At 36.7% G+C, this 18,406-nt stretch carries 16 protein-coding genes, 2 tRNA genes, 2 rRNA genes and 1 pseudogene; 12 read left to right on the forward strand and 9 right to left on the reverse strand.

What is annotated here, in order from left to right:
* The 3 genes from A9G07_RS01280 to ubiA all read left to right on the forward strand — a co-directional run bounded on the left by A9G07_RS01280 (nucleotide 1) and on the right by ubiA (nucleotide 2,462).
* Nucleotides 1-840 (forward strand): dimethyl sulfoxide reductase anchor subunit family protein, encoded by an 840-nt coding sequence (locus tag A9G07_RS01280; protein ID WP_065733714.1) that lies wholly within the window; start codon nucleotides 1-3, stop codon nucleotides 838-840.
* Between the two features lie 35 nt (nucleotides 841-875).
* Complete coding sequence (locus A9G07_RS01285; protein ID WP_065733715.1) at nucleotides 876-1,451, forward strand: TorD/DmsD family molecular chaperone; 576 nt, start codon at nucleotides 876-878, stop codon at nucleotides 1,449-1,451.
* A gap of 180 nt (nucleotides 1,452-1,631) precedes the next feature.
* Nucleotides 1,632-2,462 (forward strand): 4-hydroxybenzoate octaprenyltransferase, encoded by an 831-nt coding sequence (ubiA, locus tag A9G07_RS01290; RefSeq protein ID WP_065733716.1) that lies wholly within the window; start codon nucleotides 1,632-1,634, stop codon nucleotides 2,460-2,462.
* 132 nt (nucleotides 2,463-2,594) lie between these two features.
* On the opposite strand, the gene folP is transcribed toward ubiA, so the two are convergent.
* The 3 genes and pseudogenes from folP to rlmE all read right to left on the reverse strand — a co-directional run bounded on the left by folP (nucleotide 2,595) and on the right by rlmE (nucleotide 6,179).
* The gene (folP, locus tag A9G07_RS01295) at nucleotides 2,595-3,431 is read right to left on the reverse strand and encodes a dihydropteroate synthase (RefSeq protein ID WP_065733717.1); all 837 of its coding nucleotides are present in this window, start codon (nucleotides 3,429-3,431) and stop codon (nucleotides 2,595-2,597) included.
* Nucleotides 3,432-3,623: 192 nt separating this feature from the next.
* A pseudogene (gene ftsH / locus A9G07_RS01300) lies at nucleotides 3,624-5,477 on the reverse strand (ATP-dependent zinc metalloprotease FtsH); the annotation flags it as partial.
* Between the two features lie 75 nt (nucleotides 5,478-5,552).
* Nucleotides 5,553-6,179, reverse strand: a complete 627-nt coding sequence (rlmE, locus tag A9G07_RS01305) for a 23S rRNA (uridine(2552)-2'-O)-methyltransferase RlmE (protein WP_065562809.1) — start codon at nucleotides 6,177-6,179, stop codon at nucleotides 5,553-5,555.
* Nucleotides 6,180-6,277: 98 nt separating this feature from the next.
* On the opposite strand from rlmE, the gene yhbY reads away from it, so the two are divergent.
* Nucleotides 6,278-6,571, forward strand: coding sequence for a ribosome assembly RNA-binding protein YhbY (yhbY, locus tag A9G07_RS01310; protein WP_065562810.1), 294 nt, complete (start codon nucleotides 6,278-6,280; stop codon nucleotides 6,569-6,571).
* 45 nt (nucleotides 6,572-6,616) lie between these two features.
* On the opposite strand, the gene greA is transcribed toward yhbY, so the two are convergent.
* Nucleotides 6,617-7,093 carry a transcription elongation factor GreA gene (gene greA / locus A9G07_RS01315; RefSeq protein ID WP_065733718.1) on the reverse strand — a complete coding sequence of 159 codons (477 nt, stop codon included), beginning with the start codon at nucleotides 7,091-7,093 and terminating at the stop codon, nucleotides 6,617-6,619.
* A 228-nt stretch (nucleotides 7,094-7,321) separates the two neighbouring features.
* On the opposite strand from greA, the gene A9G07_RS01320 reads away from it, so the two are divergent.
* The 3 genes from A9G07_RS01320 to hslO are packed head-to-tail and all read left to right on the forward strand — an operon-like array spanning nucleotide 7,322 to nucleotide 10,237.
* The gene (locus tag A9G07_RS01320; RefSeq protein WP_065733719.1) at nucleotides 7,322-8,920 is read left to right on the forward strand and encodes a hypothetical protein; all 1,599 of its coding nucleotides are present in this window, start codon (nucleotides 7,322-7,324) and stop codon (nucleotides 8,918-8,920) included.
* A 59-nt stretch (nucleotides 8,921-8,979) separates the two neighbouring features.
* Nucleotides 8,980-9,372 carry a ribosome-associated heat shock protein Hsp15 gene (hslR, locus tag A9G07_RS01325; RefSeq protein ID WP_065733720.1) on the forward strand — a complete coding sequence of 131 codons (393 nt, stop codon included), beginning with the start codon at nucleotides 8,980-8,982 and terminating at the stop codon, nucleotides 9,370-9,372.
* On the forward strand, nucleotides 9,350-10,237 hold the full coding sequence (gene hslO / locus A9G07_RS01330) for an Hsp33 family molecular chaperone HslO (RefSeq protein WP_065733721.1): 888 nt from the start codon (nucleotides 9,350-9,352) through the stop codon (nucleotides 10,235-10,237). The genes hslR and hslO overlap by 23 nt, the downstream gene beginning before the upstream one ends.
* A 211-nt stretch (nucleotides 10,238-10,448) precedes the next feature.
* Here the strand turns inward: hslO and tsaA are convergent, their stop codons facing one another.
* From tsaA to metN, 4 genes are all read right to left on the reverse strand, one after another.
* The gene (gene tsaA, locus A9G07_RS01335; protein WP_065733722.1) at nucleotides 10,449-11,156 is read right to left on the reverse strand and encodes a tRNA (N6-threonylcarbamoyladenosine(37)-N6)-methyltransferase TrmO; all 708 of its coding nucleotides are present in this window, start codon (nucleotides 11,154-11,156) and stop codon (nucleotides 10,449-10,451) included.
* 79 nt (nucleotides 11,157-11,235) lie between these two features.
* Nucleotides 11,236-12,135: a methionine ABC transporter substrate-binding lipoprotein MetQ gene (metQ, locus tag A9G07_RS01340; protein WP_065733723.1), complete on the reverse strand. Its 900-nt coding sequence runs from the start codon at nucleotides 12,133-12,135 to the stop codon at nucleotides 11,236-11,238.
* 14 nt (nucleotides 12,136-12,149) lie between these two features.
* Complete coding sequence (locus tag A9G07_RS01345; RefSeq protein ID WP_065562822.1) at nucleotides 12,150-12,809, reverse strand: methionine ABC transporter permease; 660 nt, start codon at nucleotides 12,807-12,809, stop codon at nucleotides 12,150-12,152.
* 112 nt (nucleotides 12,810-12,921) lie between these two features.
* Entirely contained in the window at nucleotides 12,922-13,953 is a 1,032-nt protein-coding gene (metN, locus tag A9G07_RS01350; RefSeq protein WP_065562817.1) for a methionine ABC transporter ATP-binding protein MetN, read from the reverse strand.
* Between the two features lie 116 nt (nucleotides 13,954-14,069).
* On the opposite strand from metN, the gene gmhB reads away from it, so the two are divergent.
* On the forward strand, nucleotides 14,070-14,606 hold the full coding sequence (gene gmhB, locus A9G07_RS01355; RefSeq protein WP_065562818.1) for a D-glycero-beta-D-manno-heptose 1,7-bisphosphate 7-phosphatase: 537 nt from the start codon (nucleotides 14,070-14,072) through the stop codon (nucleotides 14,604-14,606).
* 36 nt (nucleotides 14,607-14,642) lie between these two features.
* Here the strand turns inward: gmhB and A9G07_RS01360 are convergent, their stop codons facing one another.
* On the reverse strand, nucleotides 14,643-15,362 hold the full coding sequence (locus tag A9G07_RS01360) for a DUF4184 family protein (protein ID WP_065733724.1): 720 nt from the start codon (nucleotides 15,360-15,362) through the stop codon (nucleotides 14,643-14,645).
* Nucleotides 15,363-15,865: 503 nt separating this feature from the next.
* On the opposite strand from A9G07_RS01360, the gene A9G07_RS01365 reads away from it, so the two are divergent.
* The 4 genes from A9G07_RS01365 to A9G07_RS01380 all read left to right on the forward strand — a co-directional run.
* Nucleotides 15,866-17,403, forward strand: a 16S ribosomal RNA gene (locus A9G07_RS01365).
* Between the two features lie 55 nt (nucleotides 17,404-17,458).
* A tRNA-Ile gene (locus A9G07_RS01370) sits at nucleotides 17,459-17,535 on the forward strand.
* A 48-nt stretch (nucleotides 17,536-17,583) separates the two neighbouring features.
* Nucleotides 17,584-17,659 (forward strand) — tRNA-Ala (locus A9G07_RS01375).
* A 209-nt stretch (nucleotides 17,660-17,868) separates the two neighbouring features.
* Nucleotides 17,869-18,406: ribosomal RNA gene (locus A9G07_RS01380) — 23S ribosomal RNA — on the forward strand; the annotation flags it as partial.

Genomic DNA, 18,406 nt, shown 5'->3' on the forward strand with positions numbered 1-18,406 from the left:
ATGCATGAATTACCATTGGTGTTTTTTACGGTATTTGGGCAATTATCTGCCGGAATGGTGCTGTTAAGCAGCTTATCTTGCTTAATGAATTGTTCACAAGCTAATCCCATTATTCGTCAAAAAATTAATCTGTTAGCGCTGATTTTTATGGCTATTGGTATGCTGCTTGCCTCATTCCATTTAGGGCATCCTTTGCGGGCGTTAAATGTGATCTATGGGATTGGACGTTCGCCGATGAGTAATGAGATTTTCACTTTTGGTGTGGTATTTGGCGTTACATTCGCCTCAGTATTAATTCACTACTTTTCTCTCAATCCGGATAGCCAAAAACTGAAATTGATTAAACCGCTTTGTTTAAAGATTAATCGCCTTCCCTATATCAACCAGCTGATAGCCTTCATCTTAATCCTACTGAGTTTAGTTTTTGTGTGGACGATTGTTTTAACTTACATGCTACCAACAGTGAAAACATGGGATACCAACTATACCGCAATTCAAATGTATACAGCGATGCTGGCGTTGGGGGGAATTGCTAGTGCAATGCTTGGGTTATATCGTTTAGGTAACGCAGCTTTTCTCATTGGTAGTGTATTGATTATATTATTAAAAATTCCCTATTATAATTTAATGACGACCATAAGCCCGGAGCTGGCTTGTGCGCAAGCAAGTTGGATGATTGCCGAGTGCATTTTAATCATAGTGGCACTACTATTGGTTGCTTTTAACATTAACCACGCCAAACATAATGCAATAATTTATCTTACTGCTTTTGCTTGTGTGTTTATTGCTGAAGTTTGTGGCCGTATTGCCTTTTATAATTTATGGATGATACCGCTATAATTAACAATATAACTGACCGATAACAAGTAATGTCAATGAATAAAGAGAAAAGATTCGATAATCTCACTTGTGCTACCCTAGCAAAAGTACTGGGTGCTTTTTTTTATTATCCGCCTAATAGTCAAACCGTTGAACCGTTGCTTGAGGCTCTATTGCATATTGACCAACTGGCGGATTGGCAAAATCCAGAGCTTATTAGCCAGCAATGCCAGATATTGGCAACGCAAATCAGCCATGCCGATCTGGATTATCAATTCTCGTTATTGTTTGAAGGGCAAGGCAAAATGCCGGCCCCGCCTTGGGGATCTGTCTATTTGGATCAAGAAAAACTATTAATGGGGGAATCGCAAGAGCGCTATCGTCAATTTTTACAGCAGCATGGTTTAACGCTTAATACCGGTATGAATGAGCCGGAAGATCAGTTTGGTTTAATGTTAATGGCTTATGCGATATTGCTGGAAAAACAAAAAACGCAAGCGGCGAATCAACTGATTGATGAACACTTAATGACTTGGTCATCAGCTTATCTAGATCAATTAAAACATAATCAAGTTAGCCAATTTTATCGGGCATTAGCCGTGATGGCAGAGCAGTATTTACTTTTGTTGTAACGCTTTATTACCACAATTAATCAATTTAGTTAGATTAACCGTTTTGGATATGACACGATATTAGGTAAATTGACTTGATTGATTACACATGTAGCAGCATCAAATAAAAACGGTATTTATCCGCATTGCAGCTTTAACAAGATCAGGTATAATCCGCCCATTATAATTGAGGATAGATATATGTTAGCTTATATAAAACTGATGCGGTTAGATAAACCAATCGGCATTTTACTGCTACTTTGGCCGACTTTGTCAGCAATATGGCTTGCTGATCCCTATCCAACTGAAAAACTGGTTTTGATATTTACGCTAGGTGTCATTGTTATGCGATCCGCCGGTTGTGTTGTGAATGATTATGCTGATCGCCATTTTGATGCGCATGTAGAGCGAACTCAAAGTCGTCCGTTAGTGCAGGGTGAATTAACAGCAAAGAATGCTAAATGGACATTATTGATATTATTATTAATGGCCGCTTGTCTATTATTATTTTTAAACGCTTTGTCGTGGTTGATTGCTGGCTTTGCATTGTTAACTGCGATGATTTATCCGTTTATGAAACGTTATACTTATTTTCCTCAAATAGTGTTGGGAATTGCATTTAGTTGGAGCATTCCAATGGTCTATGCGGCCACAATTGAACAGTTTCCGTTAACCTGTTGGTTATTGTGTTTGGCAAATATTTGTTGGACAGTTGCTTATGATACCGAATATGCCATGGTTGATCGAAATGATGATATCAAAATTGGCATTAAATCGACGGCTGTTTTGTTTGGTTACTATGATAAATTGTGGATAGGCATTCTACAGATAATAACATTGATTTGCTTGATAATTATTGGTCTCAATAATCATTTATCTTTTATTTATTATTGTGGATTATTGGTTGTGTCGTTACTGTTTATTTATCAACAATGGTTAATCAATGATCGTGATAGAACTCGATGCTTTAAAGCTTTTCAAAATAATAATTATGTTGGTTTTATGATGTTTCTAAGTATTTTTATTGTTTAAAAATTATTTGAAACAGTGATGCCAAAAATTGAAAATTCTCAAGCATAAAACAAAAAGGGATTTTTATAGTATTTGTCTAAAAATTCCCTTTTTAATAAAATAATGGCTTATTTTGTTAAAGTTAAAACGCGTTTATTCCTGTTCAGCTAAAGTGGCTTGCACAATTCGCAGTGCATCAAAGGTTTCTTTTACGTCATGAACTCGAATAATCTGCGCACCTTTCATGGCTGCAATTACTGCACAAGAAACGCTACCTAACATACGTTCTTTAGGCGAAACATTTAATACTTGTCCAATCATGGATTTGCGAGACATGCCAACTAATAGCGGTAAATGAAAGTGATGAAATTTTTCAAGTGTTGCTAGTAATCGATAATTGTGTGCCAATGTTTTACCAAACCCAAAACCCGGATCAAGAATAATTTTTTCTCGTTCAATTCCTGCGTTTATGCAACGATTGATATGTTGAGCAAAAAATTGATCAACTTCTTGATAGATGTCTTGTTGATAATGCGGAGCATTTTGCATAGTTTGGGGATCGCCTTGCATATGCATAATGCAAACCGGTAATCCTGTTTGAGCTGCAGCTTCGACTGCACCTGATTCAGTTAATGCTCGGATATCATTAATTAAATGTGCTCCTGCTTTTGCTGATTCAGTCATAACTTGAGGCTTAGAGGTATCAACGGAAATCCAAACATCAAAATAGCGAGCCACTTTTTCAACTAAAGGCACAACTCTATCTAATTCTTCTTCAACTGAGACGAAGGCTGCTCCAGGGCGAGTTGATTCGCCCCCTATATCAATAAATGTTGCGCCTGCTTGTATCATATTATCAACTCGACGCATGGCATCATCAAGATTGTTATAATTACCGCCATCAGAAAAAGAATCTGGCGTCATGTTTACGATACCCATTACCTGTGGAAAAGAGAGATCCATAATTTGATTGTTGAAACGAATTTCCATGATTATGCCTTATTTGAGTCATCTGCTTTTTGTTATCGCTAAGCTTTGTTATAAGCTAAACGATAGCAAAATCATTCAAGTTTATTACCTGTTTTGAAAATCACTTTTATTTTAGATTTATTTAAATTATCCGATAAAAAACGCGCCGTAGCGCGTTATAAAAATTAAAACAGATTAATCATCAGATTCAGGTGGTGTACCTTCATTCGGAACTTCTTGAGCTGCTATTTCATCACTGGCTGTCCAGCCTTCTGGTGGTGTGACTGGCTGGCGATTCATCAGTTCATCAATCTGTTGTTTATCAATTGTTTCATATTTCAGTAAAGCATCTTTCATTGCATGAAGAATATCAATATTTTCAGTTAGTGTTGTTTTAGCTCGTTGATAGTTTCGTTGAAGGATTGCATCAACTTCTTCATCAATAATTTTTGCTGTACCATCAGATATTTTTTTCATGATTCCATAAGAAGATTCTTCATATTCAAACAATGCAGGTGGTAAACGATCTGAGAACCCCCACTGTGTAACCATTGCTCTGGCTATGTTAGAAGCGTATCGTATATCACTAGATGCACCTGAGGTAATTTTATCTTCACCATAAATTAGGCCTTCGGCAATTCTTCCCGCATAAGCTGTAGATATTTTAGACTCTAACTGAGTACGACTTTGACTGATTTGATCTCCTTCTGGTAAGAAGAAGGCTACACCTAATGCCCCTCCTCGAGGAATAATAGTTACTTTATGAAGCGGATCATGATCTGGCATTAAATAACCTACAATTGCATGTCCCGCTTCATGATAAGCTGTATTGGTTAATTGCTCTTTTGTCATGGATAACGAACGACGTTGAGTACCCATATCGATTTTATCTTTGGCCTCTTCAAACTCATCCATCGTGACTAAACGTTTATTACGACGCGCGGCAAATAGCGCAGCTTCATTAACTAAATTAGCTAATTGAGCACCGGAATAATTTGGTGTTCCGCGAGCTAATACTGCTAGATTAACATCAGAACCTAAAGGCACTTTACGTACATGTACTGCCAGAATTTGTTCACGGCTTTTTAAGTCAGGTAAATCAATTTGAACTTGACGGTCAAAACGACCCGGACGAAGTAATGCAGGATCGAGAATGTCCGCACGGTTTGTTGCTGCAATAATGATAATACCACTGTTAGCTTCAAAGCCATCCATTTCAACTAACATTTGGTTTAGAGTTTGTTCGCGTTCATCATGTCCGCCCATTGAGCCGGCACCACGTTTTCGACCAACAGCATCAATTTCATCAATAAAGATAATACATGGTGAATGTTTACGGGCTTGTTCAAAGAGGTCACGTACACGTGATGCGCCAACACCGACAAACATTTCAACAAAATCTGAACCTGAAATACTAAAGAAAGGCACGTTTGCTTCACCCGCAATGGCTCTAGCTAATAATGTTTTACCCGTACCCGGAGGTCCTACCATTAAAATCCCCTTAGGAATACGACCGCCTAATTTTTGGTATTTACCAGGATCACGTAAAAAATCGACGACTTCTGTTACTTCTTGTTTAGCTTCTTCACTGCCTGCTACATCTGTAAATTTAGTCTTAACTTGGTCAGGCGTTAACATTTTGGCTTTACTTTTGCCTACCGACATTGGGCCACCTTTACCCCCGCCTTGCATTTGGCGCATAACAAAGAACCAAAAACCAAGTAATAAGATAATTGGAAACCAAGAAATCAAGATACTAACTAATAAGCTTGGTTTTTCATCTGGACTGCCGTAAACAGCAATATCATTAAGCACCAAGTTATCGACTAGTTTTTCATCAAGGTAAGGGATATAAGTAACATAATTACTACTACTTTTAGTTGTAGCAACAATTTCGCGACCATTAATATGTACTTCTTTGAGTTTGCCGCTCGTTACATCCGAATTAAATTTGGTATAATCGACTTGAGGACCGCTATTGGATAACGCGCTGAATTGGTTGAATACAGCAAACAATACTACCGCGATAACGCCCCAGATCAGTAAATTCTTTACCATGTCGTTCAAAAGAAAAACCTCTCATAAAATTAACAGTTACGACTAAAATTAACCAAGTATGGTACTACAAAATTGTACGGCTGGCTACTTCATCCCCATTGCTACAATATATACTTCTCGAGACCGTGCGCGCGAAGCTTCAGGCTTTCGAATTTTGACTGTTTTAAACAGCGATCTAACTGTTTTTAGATATTCTTCAAAGCCTTCGCCCTGGAATACTTTTACAATAAAACTCCCATTAGGTGCAAGAACGTCTTTACACATATCTAATGCAAGTTCAACTAAATACATAGCTCTTGGTATATCAACTGCAGGCTGTCCACTCATATTCGGAGCCATATCTGACATAACAACTTGTACTTTCTCTTCACCAACGCGCTCAAGTAAGGTATTTAATACGGCTTCATCCCTAAAGTCACCTTGCAAGAAATCAACGCCAACTATTGGATCCATCGGTAATAAATCACAAGCAATAATTCGTCCCTTATTACCGATGAGTGATGCAACATATTGTGACCATCCGCCCGGTGCTGCCCCTAAATCCACGACAGTAATTCCTGGTTTGAATAGTTTGTCACTTTTTTGTATTTCTTCTAATTTAAACCATGCTCTAGAACGTAGGCCTTTTTTTTGTGCTTGTTGTACAAAGCGATCTTTAAAATGTTCATTTAGCCAACGAGTAGAACTTGCTGAGCGTTTTTTGTTACTCACAGCGAATAAATCCTTAGTGTATAGAGGTTACTTCAATTGATTACAAATATATATAAGGGTAGAATAGCAAAATTGCAACTTAATGTGATAAAAAATTAATGAATTTATCGAATAAACAAAAACAGTACTTAAAAAGTGAAGCTCATCATTTAAAACCGATAGTGATGATTGGTGCTAATGGATTTACCGAAGGCGTTCTTGCCGAAATCGAAAATGCACTAAATTTCCATGAGTTAATTAAAATTAAAATCGCTGCCGAAGATCGTGAAACGAAAAAATTAATTTGTGAAGCTATTATCCGCGAAACAAATGCATTACCCGTTCAACAAGTCGGATCTATTTTTACGGTATTTAGACCTAGCGAAGATAAGAAAATTACTTTACCCAAATAAAAAAACAGGGCAATAGCCCTGTTTTTTTATTGCAGTTGAGTTTTATTAGATATACTCAACTTTAACAATATCAAATTCAACATTACCGCCAGGTGTTTTGATTTGGACGGTATCACCATCTTCTTTACCAATAAGACCTCGAGCGATAGGTGAGTTAACCGAAATTAAATTTTGTTTATAATCTGCTTCATCATCGCCAACAATTCGATAAGTTGTTTCTTCATCGGTATCGATATTAATTACAGTCACTGTAGCACCAAAAATTATGCGTCCAGAATTTTTTACTTTGGTAATATCAATAATTTGTGCTTGAGATAATTTGCCTTCGATTTCTTGAATACGACCTTCACAAAAACCTTGTTGTTCTCTTGCTGCATGATATTCCGCGTTTTCTTTTAAATCTCCGTGCGCTCTGGCTTCTGCAATAGCAGCAGTAATTTGAGGTCTTTTAATATTTTTAAGTTCTTCAAGTTCTGCTCGTAATAATTCGGCTCCCCTTACTGTCATTGGGATCTGTTTCATCTCGATTTTTTCCTGTTTATATGGTCAATAAAAAAGAATTTTTCACCTTAATCAAAGGATGAAGATTAATTCCGTGAATTTGTTATTCTAAAGTCATAATTGGCTATATATTAACGTTAAAACTAGTTTAACAACAAATCATTTATATTAAAATCAAGTGCTATTTTACCCAAAATCAGGTATTGTTATATAAATTTTAATCCATTTTTATTACTATACTGCTTATTTATGAGACGGTTACGATCTTGTTTAATTTTGCTCTTTTCGATTATCTGGTTGTTAATTGTAGTTAGTTATTTTGCCTTGCAAACCAATTATGGAGCAAAAGTACTGAGTCAACAATTATCAAAGCTTGGACCATACACTATATCAATTGGTAAGATAAATCACTCATTAGCTAATTTTTATGAGTTAAGTATTGATAATTTATTGGTAATAAGTGATAAGCAAGAAGTGACTAAAATTGGAAAGTTAACTATTGGTTTTGATAAGAAAAATTTATGGCAACTTCATCATTTTAATTATATTAATGTGATTGATGGTGAATTTAATGGTGTTGATATTAATAATTTTTCGGCTAATGTATTAAAGTTTTATAATTCTACAATAAATTTTTCGTTTAATGATGAGCAAGATTCTCTTTCTTTAAAAGGCGTTGATGGCCGTATTAAACCCTTTGATTTAAGTAGTAAAGAGCCATATCAATTTGATTTCACTTCACAAAAAGCATCATTTAATCAGATACCGATAAACAAAATATTGTTACAAGGATATTATCGTGATGGGGTTACAGCAATCACCAATTTAGGCGGTAATATGGATAATGGTTTTTTTGTTAGTAAGTTAAAAGTATTAGCCGATGGTAGCTTAGATATAGCCCAATTAAAATTAAATAATATCCGTTTTCAACCAGATGATTATACTGAATTAAATAAGTATTTGCCTAAATTTCCAAAGTTTAGGTTAGAAGAACTTTTAATTTTAGACAGTAATATTCAATTACCTAATTTAATTATTGCTAAGGGAAATTTTGAAATAACCAATATTAGTTATGATAATCAGTGGAATCTGAATGAAACTTCCTTTATTTTTAATGCAGATAATGTGGTTTGGTTTGATCAAATATATTCTTCTTTATTGCTTCAATTGTCTTTTAAAGATAATGAAATTGATATCAAAAAAGCGGTTGCTCGGTGGCATAACGGTGATGTTCATTTAGATGGTAGTTGGAAAAATAATTCATTACATTTGAATAAGTTATTGTTGACAGGCATCAGTTATGAGTTATCTGATGAAGCAAAACAACCGTTATTACCAGATATATTTAATCGTGTTGACGTTGATCAGTTAATCATATTGCAAAGTATGTTAACCAGCATTAAATCTGATTATCCTTTTAACATTGCAAACTTTGATGTTTCGGGGAAAAATGTGAGCTTAGTTGAAGACAACAAATTTGGGTTATATTCGGGCTCACTATTTCTTAAAGCTAATAATGCTTCAGTTAATAAAGTAAGTATTGAATATCCTAGTGTGTCGGTAGATATTGATCCTCAGCATCGCACATTATTAAGTTTTAATGCATTAGTTAATGGCGGAATAATTGACTCAACTGCAATAATTAATCCTTTGCATTCTGAATTTGAATCATTCCACCTCATTAGCAAAGGTACCACAAGTGAACTGCTTAATCGATGGAAGTTAGTACAGAATCCTCCAGAGTCGTTAAATTATCGAGCTGATTTGCGCGGTAAGATAGCTCCATTTAGTTTATCTGGAATTTTTTCGACAGGTGGCAATGATTATTCAATTCATTCACAACATTGATTTTAATAAAACGATACTTATATTAGTTGTAAATGTATTAAGTCTTAAACGAGGAAACAATGCATCTCGTCAGATTAGATAAATGGTTATGGGCCGCGCGGTTTTATAAAACGCGTTCCATTGCTCGTGAAATGATTGAAGGTGGAAAAGTTCATTATAATGGCCAACGAGCAAAGCCAAGCAAAATAGTTGAAGTTGGGGCGATGATAGTGCTTAGGCAAGGTAATGAGCAAAAGACAATTCGAGTTTTAGCCATTAATGACCAGCGTAGAACCGCAAGAGAAGCTGAATATCTTTACCAAGAAACCCCAGAGAGCATTGAAAAACGTGAAAATATTGCTCAGGCAAGAAAACTTAATGCATTAGCCATGCCGCATCCGGACCGGCGACCTGATAAAAAAGAGCGGCGTACATTAATTAAATTTAAATATGAAAGACAACAAGGCAATTAATATGGATACTTTAAATCGGTTTTTATTTGATAATCATCCTGTTCGAGGGGAAATCACGCGACTTGAAAAAACATACCAATCTATTTTAGAAAACCATAATTATCCTATTCCAGTACAGAATTTATTAGGTGAATTATTAGTAGCCACCAGTTTATTAACCGCTACATTGAAATTCGATGGTGATATTGCTGTGCAATTACAGGGGGATGGGCCATTAACATTAGCAGTGGTAAATGGCAATAATCTACAAGAATTACGTGGTGTTGCGCGAGTAAATGGTGAAATTGCCGATAATGCTACTCTTAGGGAGATGGTTGGCAACGGTTACATTGTAATTACCATCACACCTAAAAAAGGCGAACGTTATCAAGGCATCGTTGGATTAGAAAAAGAAACGCTAACTGGCTGTATTGAAAATTATTTTATGCAGTCTGAACAACTGCCAACTCGTTTATTCGTTAAAACTGGAGTGCATAATAACACACCGATGGCTGCAGGGATTTTATTGCAAGTGTTACCGGCAAATGAAAATACTCAAGAGTCTTTTGAGCTTCTAAGCACATTAACTGAAACCATCACTAGCCAAGAGTTGTTTCAACTTCCTACTGATGAAATTTTATATCGTCTTTATAATCAAGAAGAAGTTCGCTTATTTGAAACTCAACAAATTGTATTTAAATGTGGTTGTTCTCGACAACGTTGTGAAGATAGTTTAATGACATTACCAGCCAAGGAAATTGATGAGATTCTTAATGAAGACGATGGCAAAATTGACATTCATTGTGATTATTGTGGAAAACATTATCTGTTTGATGCGATAGATATTGCTGAATTGAGAAATAAGAAAAATAACAATTATCATTGATGCAAATAAAAGGTGCCACTAAAATTATTAAAACTTTAGTGGCAAAGTGAAATATAGGGAATTAAACCCTCATTTAATTTAGCAGAATTAAGCTTTCTTACCAACCTATATTATCGGTATTATGTAACTCTTTTGTAAATAATTTTTACAAAAAAAATATTTAATTACATATCGTGTTGTTTTGTAAATTTATCGTTTAAATAAATTAACATTACCGTTCAATAATATGTATATTTTCAATAAGGGCTAAGCAGCCTATCACCTTCCATTTAATATTAAAATGATATAGTGAGATTGCATAAGTTTGCTCATGGTTGTTTTTTTGTTTATAAGCTGGTCTTGGATCTTGAGATATTACTTGTTCAATTAATTCGGTTAGTTGTGGATAATCTTGTTGGGATTCAATAAATAATTTAGCGTTAGCTGAGAATGAAACTTCAAGTTTCTGTTCAGGAAGCATTTGAGCGTAACCTGCTTTCGCATCAGGATGGCTATCACAGTAAGGTAAGTAGGGTTTTATATCAATTATAGGTGTGCCATCTACGAGATCTAATCCCCCTAACTTCAAAATCACCTGATTTTTTTCAACAATAATATCTATTAATTCAACAACTGAAAGACCAATATTATTAGGTCTATATGGAGATCTTGTTGCAAATACGCCTAAACTTTTGTTTCCTCCTAAACGAGGTGGACGTACCGTTAATCTCCTCTTGGTTGGCTCAATATGGTGGAAATGAAATAAAAGCCATAGATGAGAAAACTGTTCTAATCCTTTGACACTGATAGGATTGTTATATGGTGTAAGTAAATGTAGTTCACCTTGAGCAGCTTTGACCAGATTGGGTTGACGAGGCACTGCAAATTTTTCAACATAAGGTGACTGGATTATACCAATTGGTTCAAATTGATATGTCATTGTTGATTCTTTATTTAATTATTTTAATGATTTCCGTCGACGAATGCCGACGGAATATAATAAATTATAGCTTGCTAATTTACCAACCACGAATTGCGCCACCATTAAAAATTTGGTCAGCTTTTTGCGCTACTGCATCAGTTTGGTAAGCTTTAACAAAGTTTTTTACATTTTCATTATCTTTATCCGCTTCACGCGATACGATAATGTTAACATATGGAGACTCTTTATCTTCAACAAAAATACCATCTTTGCTTGGTGTTAAATTTGCTTGTCCAGCAAATGCATTGTTAATAATAGCAAGATCGACTTGCGAATCATCTAGCGAACGAGGTAGCATCGGAGCTTCTAGTTCGATAATTTTATATTCATATGGGTTACTTGTGATATCAAGTACAGTTGGCAATAAACCTTTTGTCTTATCAACAGTAATTAAACCTTCATGTTGTAATAAAAGTAATGCACGACCTAAATTTGTAGGATCATTAGGAATGGCAATTGTTGATTTAGCTGGAATAAAGAACGTTTCGCCTCGAGGTGAGGTTACTTTTACACCTTCCCCAGTTTCACTGTTATTCTCAATCGGTTTTAATTTGTGTGAGTAACTTGCAATAGGGTAAACAAATGAGTTACCAACAACAGTTAATTTATAACCTCTTTCTTTGATTTGTTCATCTAAATATGGTTTATGTTGAAAAGCGTTAATATCAATTAATCCATCATTTAATGCTTGATTTGGAGTAACGTAATCATTAAAAATCACAAGTTCAACATCAAGATTATAAAGGCTTTTAGCTTGTTGTTTGGCTACTTCTGCTACTTCTTGTTCAGGACCTGAAATTACACCAACTTTAATAGTACTTACTTTTGCTGGTTCTGCTGGTTTGTTATCAGTTACAGACGATTGTTTATTATCACAACCTGTTAAAAAAAATGCACTTACCAAAGTAGTGGCTAGTGCTAGCTGTTTAATTGACATAATTTTCTCCAAAATTAATGATGAGTAACATACCTTACAATCCTATTGCCAATAGCTTGGATTAGGAATACTAATATAACTAATAAAATAACAACTGTATTCATTATAGCGGGTTTGTAACTATTATAGCCATATTGAATAGCCAATTGCCCTAAGCCTCCAGCTCCAACAGCTCCACTGAGTGCAATATAGCCTGTTAATGTTATCAGTGTTATTGTCATGCTATTAATAATAATAGGTAGAGATTCGGGAATAAGAACTTTATATATAATCTGTAATGGAGTGGCTCCCATTGAACGAGCAGCTTCAATTAAACCTTTAGGAATATCCAGTAAAGCATTTTCAATCATTTTTGCAATTAAAGGTGCAACACCTACACTAAGTGGAACAATAACACCTTGTCTACCTAAAAAGGTGGCTTGGCCGGTTATAATGTCCATTACTTCTACTGTGAAAGGTTTTATCCATAAAATTAATATAATAAAAGGAATTGCTCGAAATATATTTGTGAGAAAAGAGAATGTAAAATTTACAATGTCATTTTCAAGTATGTTACCTTTTCGGGTGACATACAACAATATACCTAATGGTAATCCAATTAACGTTCCATAAAAACCTGATAACAACACCATATAAATAGTATCATCGGTTGCTTGTGCCATTTTGAATAGCATTGCTTCACTAAAACCATTAAATGAAGAACAAAATGTAACAAAATCTTCCCAGAAACCATGTTGAGCTAAATAGCGAAAAATCGATTCAAATGGTTTAAATGAAGGAATAAAATCAAACATAGCCTAAAACCTCAACTTTAGTATTATTTTTTTCTAGAAACGCAATTGCTGATGCAGTACTTTTCTGTTTTCCTTTCATTTCAGTTAACATCAAACCAAATTTAACGCCACCCGCATAATCCATCTGAGCGCTGATAATATTACTATCAACTTCGAATTCTTTAGCTATTTGAGACAGTAAAGGTAAATCTACCGATACACCAGAAAATTCCAAACGAACAAGTGGATTAAGTCCTTCTTTATGTACTGGTGTTAATCTAGCCAAATAATCATCTGGAATAGTAAGGTGTAATGTTGATTGAATGAATTGCCTTGCAATATCTGTTTTAGCATGCGAAAACATTTCACCGACTGAAGATTGTTCAACTAATTCTCCGTTACTAATAACTGCTACTTGGTCGCAAATCTGTTTAACAACATCCATTTCATGAGTGATTAATAAAATGGTTAAACCTAGTTTTTGGTTGATATCTTTTAATAATGCTAAAATAGAACGTGTTGTTTCAGGGTCAAGGGCACTGGTTGCTTCATCACATAATAATACTTTAGGATCACTTGCTAACGCTCTAGCAATAGCGACGCGTTGTTTTTGTCCACCCGATAAATTAGCTGGATAGACATCAGCCTTTTCACTTAAACCTACAAGTTCAATAAGCTCATTTACTTTTTGCTTGATTACCTTTTTAGGTGTTTTATTTAGTTCAAGTGGAAAAGCAATGTTATCGAATACAGTTCTAGATGATAACAAATTAAAATGCTGAAAAATCATGCTAATCTTTCGGCGTACTTCAATTAATTTTCGATTAGATAAATGGGTGATATCTTGGTTGTCAAAAAATATTTTTCCACTGGTTGGTTTTTCTAATAGATTGACACAACGTATTAATGTGCTTTTACCTGCGCCTGACTTGCCAATAACACCATAAATTTTACCTTGAGGAACATTTAATGAAATGTCCTTTAAAGCATGGATAGTGGTTTTATTGTGCTCAAAATTTTTTGAGATGTGTTCAAGTTTTATCATGATATATACTAATAAAAAGGGATGGATAAATATTAAGACGTCTAGACATCTATGTCAATCGATAATATCCTATATAAAGCTAGATAGACACCTCTATAAAAGGAAGATGATTAAACATGAAGCCTGCTATATTTTTAGATCGAGATGGTACAATTAATATAGATTACAATTATGTACACACTATTGATAAATTCCACTTTATTGATGGTGTAATTGATGCAATGCGAGAACTCAAAGAAATGGGTTTTTTACTTGTTATTACAACTAACCAATCTGGTATTGCGAGAAACATATTTACTGACGAGCAATTCAATACCTTAACAGAATGGATGGATTGGTCATTACAAGACCGAGGTGTTGACATTGATGGTGTTTATTATTGCCCACATGATCCTCTGGTTGATGACTGTGAATGCCGAAAACCAAATCCCGGTATGATACAAACAGCAGCGAAAGAGTTAAAAATTGATATTGCCAACTCTTATATGGTCGGTGACCGAGTGTCTGATTTATTGTCGGGGAAAAAGGCCGGAGTTAAAAAAACGGTTTTGGTGAAAACCGGTGATGCCATTACTGAAGAAGCATTAGCGCAAGCTGATTGGGTAATTGATAGCTTGGCGGATTTACCCAATAAAATAAAAGCAGAGTCATAATTTTCTAAAAATACTATTGTTATACGGCATTTAAAATTAGTGCCGTATAATTTTCACGATAAGAGGTGATAATATTAACCCCAAAAATAGTGCATTAATAAAGTTCACCACACTTTGACCAAAGGTATGAATAGTATTGGCGAAAAAAAGAGAAAAACAACTTAAAAAAATCAAAAACACTGTCCCCCAATATAGAAAGCTAATTTTATTTGTCTTATCAACCAAGATCGGTAATCTGAAAATAAAGAGACATATTAAACTAAATCCTATCAAAGTACTTCCATGTTGGAGTAATTGGTAGATAGGAATATTAGTATTTTTTAATGAAATTGTCTGTTGTAAAAAAGGTAGGTGCTGTACAAAAAAGCCCGTTAAGTGGGTAAAACTATCCCAACCTAAATGAGATAGTGCGCCAATTAATGCAGAAGTTATGACAATAAACCAGTGATGGTAGCAATATTCACGCCAATTAAAATTTAGATAATGAGCAAATCGTTTATAAAGAAAATGGGGCAAATTCTTGATCAATTCATTACGAATAATAAAGTGAAAGATAAAAGCAACCATTAATGTTATTGGTAGATCAAAATAAAAGATACCTAATAAAGTATGGCTCATATCACTTTTTATTTTCATTCTAAGAAAATATTCAAAGTCAGGTGACATACTACCTATAATTAAGGTTGTCATGGAAAAAAATTTAGGCTTTTTGTAAAAAGGTAAAACAATTGCTGGATGTGCAAAAGTGAAAGGCATAAAAAATCCACTTAAAAAGTTAGACTGAAATAGAAAAAAAGCAATTATATAATCAATAGTAAATTAAGGAAAGTTTGTAAAATTTGTATAGAATTAGTTTATTTTCACAGCGCTATGTGTAAAAAAAACACAAACGGAAATAAATTTGCAATAATCGCTTGCATGATTTTTCTAAGGCTCTATAATGCGCATCCACTGACACGGCGTCAGCGAAAGCAGGCGATAATGAAGTTGGTGAACAAGATCAAAAATTTTGAAAAAAGATCTTGACGAATAAAAAGGTGTAGCGTAGTATACGCAGCCCTTGAGACAGCAAACTGAAGCAAGAAATCGCGAAGTTAACTTAAAGCTGTCAGCTCTTTAAAAAGAAGAAACAGACAATCTGTGTGGGCACTTACGAGACGAAAAATTAAAAGTCTACGGACTCAAAAAATTAAGTCTTGATAAGTGACACTGAAGATTCATTTGAATATGTCAGAGACAGTTATTGAGCATCAAACTTTAAATTGAAGAGTTTGATCATGGCTCAGATTGAACGCTGGCGGCAGGCTTAACACATGCAAGTCGAACGGTAACATGAGTGCTTGCACTTGATGACGAGTGGCGGACGGGTGAGTAAAGTATGGGGATCTGCCGAATGGAGGGGGACAACAGTTGGAAACGACTGCTAATACCGCATAATGTTGAGAGACCAAAGCATGGGACCTTCGGGCCATGCGCCATTTGATGAACCCATATGGGATTAGCTAGTTGGTGAGGTAAAGGCTTACCAAGGCGACGATCTCTAGCTGGTCTGAGAGGATGACCAGCCACACTGGAACTGAGACACGGTCCAGACTCCTACGGGAGGCAGCAGTGGGGAATATTGCACAATGGGGGAAACCCTGATGCAGCCATGCCGCGTGTATGAAGAAGGCCTTCGGGTTGTAAAGTACTTTCGGTAATGAGGAAGGTGATGTATCTAATAGGTGCATCAATTGACGTTAATTACAGAAGAAGCACCGGCTAACTCCGTGCCAGCAGCCGCGGTAATACGGAGGGTGCGAGCGTTAATCGGAATGACTGGGCGTAAAGGGCATGTAGGCGGATAATTAAGTTAGGTGTGAAAGCCCTGGGCTCAACCTAGGAATTGCACTTAAAACTGGTTAACTAGAGTATTGTAGAGGAAGGTAGAATTCCACGTGTAGCGGTGAAATGCGTAGAGATGTGGAGGAATACCGGTGGCGAAGGCGGCCTTCTGGACAGATACTGACGCTGAGATGCGAAAGCGTGGGGAGCAAACAGGATTAGATACCCTGGTAGTCCACGCTGTAAACGATGTCGATTTGGAGTTTGTTGCCCTGAGTGATGGGCTCCGAAGCTAACGCGATAAATCGACCGCCTGGGGAGTACGGCCGCAAGGTTAAAACTCAAATGAATTGACGGGGGCCCGCACAAGCGGTGGAGCATGTGGTTTAATTCGATGCAACGCGAAGAACCTTACCTGGTCTTGACATCCACAGAATCTTGCAGAGATGCGAGAGTGCCTTCGGGAACTGTGAGACAGGTGCTGCATGGCTGTCGTCAGCTCGTGTTGTGAAATGTTGGGTTAAGTCCCGCAACGAGCGCAACCCTTATCCTTTGTTGCCAGCGATTCGGTCGGGAACTCAAAGGAGACTGCCGTTGATAAAGCGGAGGAAGGTGGGGACGACGTCAAGTCATCATGGCCCTTACGACCAGGGCTACACACGTGCTACAATGGCGTATACAAAGGGAGGCGACCTCGCGAGAGCAAGCGGACCTCATAAAGTACGTCTAAGTCCGGATTGGAGTCTGCAACTCGACTCCATGAAGTCGGAATCGCTAGTAATCGTGAATCAGAATGTCACGGTGAATACGTTCCCGGGCCTTGTACACACCGCCCGTCACACCATGGGAGTGGGTTGCACCAGAAGTAGATAGCTTAACCTTTGGGAGGGCGTTTACCACGGTGTGATTCATGACTGGGGTGAAGTCGTAACAAGGTAACCGTAGGGGAACCTGCGGTTGGATCACCTCCTTACGAAGAGCTCGTAAGTGTTCACACAGATTGTTTGTTTAGAAAGAGTCACTTTATTGGGTCTGTAGCTCAGGTGGTTAGAGCGCACCCCTGATAAGGGTGAGGTCGGTGGTTCAAGTCCACTCAGACCCACCAATTCGACAATTAAGCTGATGGCTTGATTAGTTGATGAAGTGAAACAATGGGGCTATAGCTCAGCTGGGAGAGCGCCTGCCTTGCACGCAGGAGGCCAGCGGTTCGATCCCGCTTAGCTCCACCATTAAAGATACCTCTTTTAAAAATCAAAAATTATTTTTGTATTTATTTGATATTCGAATGAATAGAAAGATAAAGCTCTTTAACAATTAGGAACAAGCTGAAAGAAACGAGTTCTCGTTTTTACGGAAGGCATTTGTATGAAAATATGAATGTAATGAAGTAGAAAAGAGAAAAAAGCGTAATTGAAACCAAGACAACTGTGAGTTGTAAGGTTAAGAAATTAAGCGTACACGGTGGATGCCTAGGCAATCAGAGGCGATGAAGGACGTGTTAATCTGCGAAAAGCGACGGTGAGCCGATAAAAGGCGCTATAGCCGTTGATGTCCGAATGGGGAAACCCAGTGCAGGCGACTGCACTATCATCTGATGAATACATAGTCAGATGAGGCGAACCGGGAGAACTGAAACATCTAAGTACCCCGAGGAAAAGAAATCAACCGAGATTCCCAAAGTAGCGGCGAGCGAAATGGGAGTAGCCCAAGCGGGTAGCATAATGTATTAGTGGAAGCGTCTGGAAAGTCGCACGATAGAGGGTGAAAGTCCCGTACATGAAAGTGCATTATGTGGAAGCTTATAGAGTAGGGCGGGACACGTGATATCCTGTCTGAAGATGGGGGGACCATCCTCCAAGGCTAAATACTCCTGATTGACCGATAGTGAACCAGTACCGTGAGGGAAAGGCGAAAAGAACCCCGGGAGGGGAGTGAAATAGACCCTGAAACCGTGTACGTACAATCAGTGGGAGCAT

It is taken from the genome of Gilliamella sp. wkB72 (assembly GCF_001693745.1).
Classification (GTDB): Bacteria; Pseudomonadota; Gammaproteobacteria; order Enterobacterales; family Orbaceae; genus Gilliamella; species Gilliamella apicola_E.

Coding starts and splice junctions, on each gene's coding strand:
- A9G07_RS01280 (WP_065733714.1), top strand. CDS start 1: ATGCATGAATTACCATTGGTGTTTTTTACGGTATTTGGGCAATTATCT.
- A9G07_RS01285 (WP_065733715.1), top strand. CDS start 876: ATGAATAAAGAGAAAAGATTCGATAATCTCACTTGTGCTACCCTAGCA.
- ubiA (WP_065733716.1), top strand. CDS start 1,632: ATGTTAGCTTATATAAAACTGATGCGGTTAGATAAACCAATCGGCATT.
- folP (WP_065733717.1), bottom strand. CDS start 3,431: ATGGAAATTCGTTTCAACAATCAAATTATGGATCTCTCTTTTCCACAG.
- yhbY (WP_065562810.1), top strand. CDS start 6,278: ATGAATTTATCGAATAAACAAAAACAGTACTTAAAAAGTGAAGCTCAT.
- greA (WP_065733718.1), bottom strand. CDS start 7,093: ATGAAACAGATCCCAATGACAGTAAGGGGAGCCGAATTATTACGAGCA.
- A9G07_RS01320 (WP_065733719.1), top strand. CDS start 7,322: ATGAGACGGTTACGATCTTGTTTAATTTTGCTCTTTTCGATTATCTGG.
- hslR (WP_065733720.1), top strand. CDS start 8,980: ATGCATCTCGTCAGATTAGATAAATGGTTATGGGCCGCGCGGTTTTAT.
- hslO (WP_065733721.1), top strand. CDS start 9,350: ATGAAAGACAACAAGGCAATTAATATGGATACTTTAAATCGGTTTTTA.
- tsaA (WP_065733722.1), bottom strand. CDS start 11,156: ATGACATATCAATTTGAACCAATTGGTATAATCCAGTCACCTTATGTT.
- metQ (WP_065733723.1), bottom strand. CDS start 12,135: ATGTCAATTAAACAGCTAGCACTAGCCACTACTTTGGTAAGTGCATTT.
- A9G07_RS01345 (WP_065562822.1), bottom strand. CDS start 12,809: ATGCTATTCAAAATGGCACAAGCAACCGATGATACTATTTATATGGTG.
- metN (WP_065562817.1), bottom strand. CDS start 13,953: ATGATAAAACTTGAACACATCTCAAAAAATTTTGAGCACAATAAAACC.
- gmhB (WP_065562818.1), top strand. CDS start 14,070: ATGAAGCCTGCTATATTTTTAGATCGAGATGGTACAATTAATATAGAT.
- A9G07_RS01360 (WP_065733724.1), bottom strand. CDS start 15,362: ATGCCTTTCACTTTTGCACATCCAGCAATTGTTTTACCTTTTTACAAA.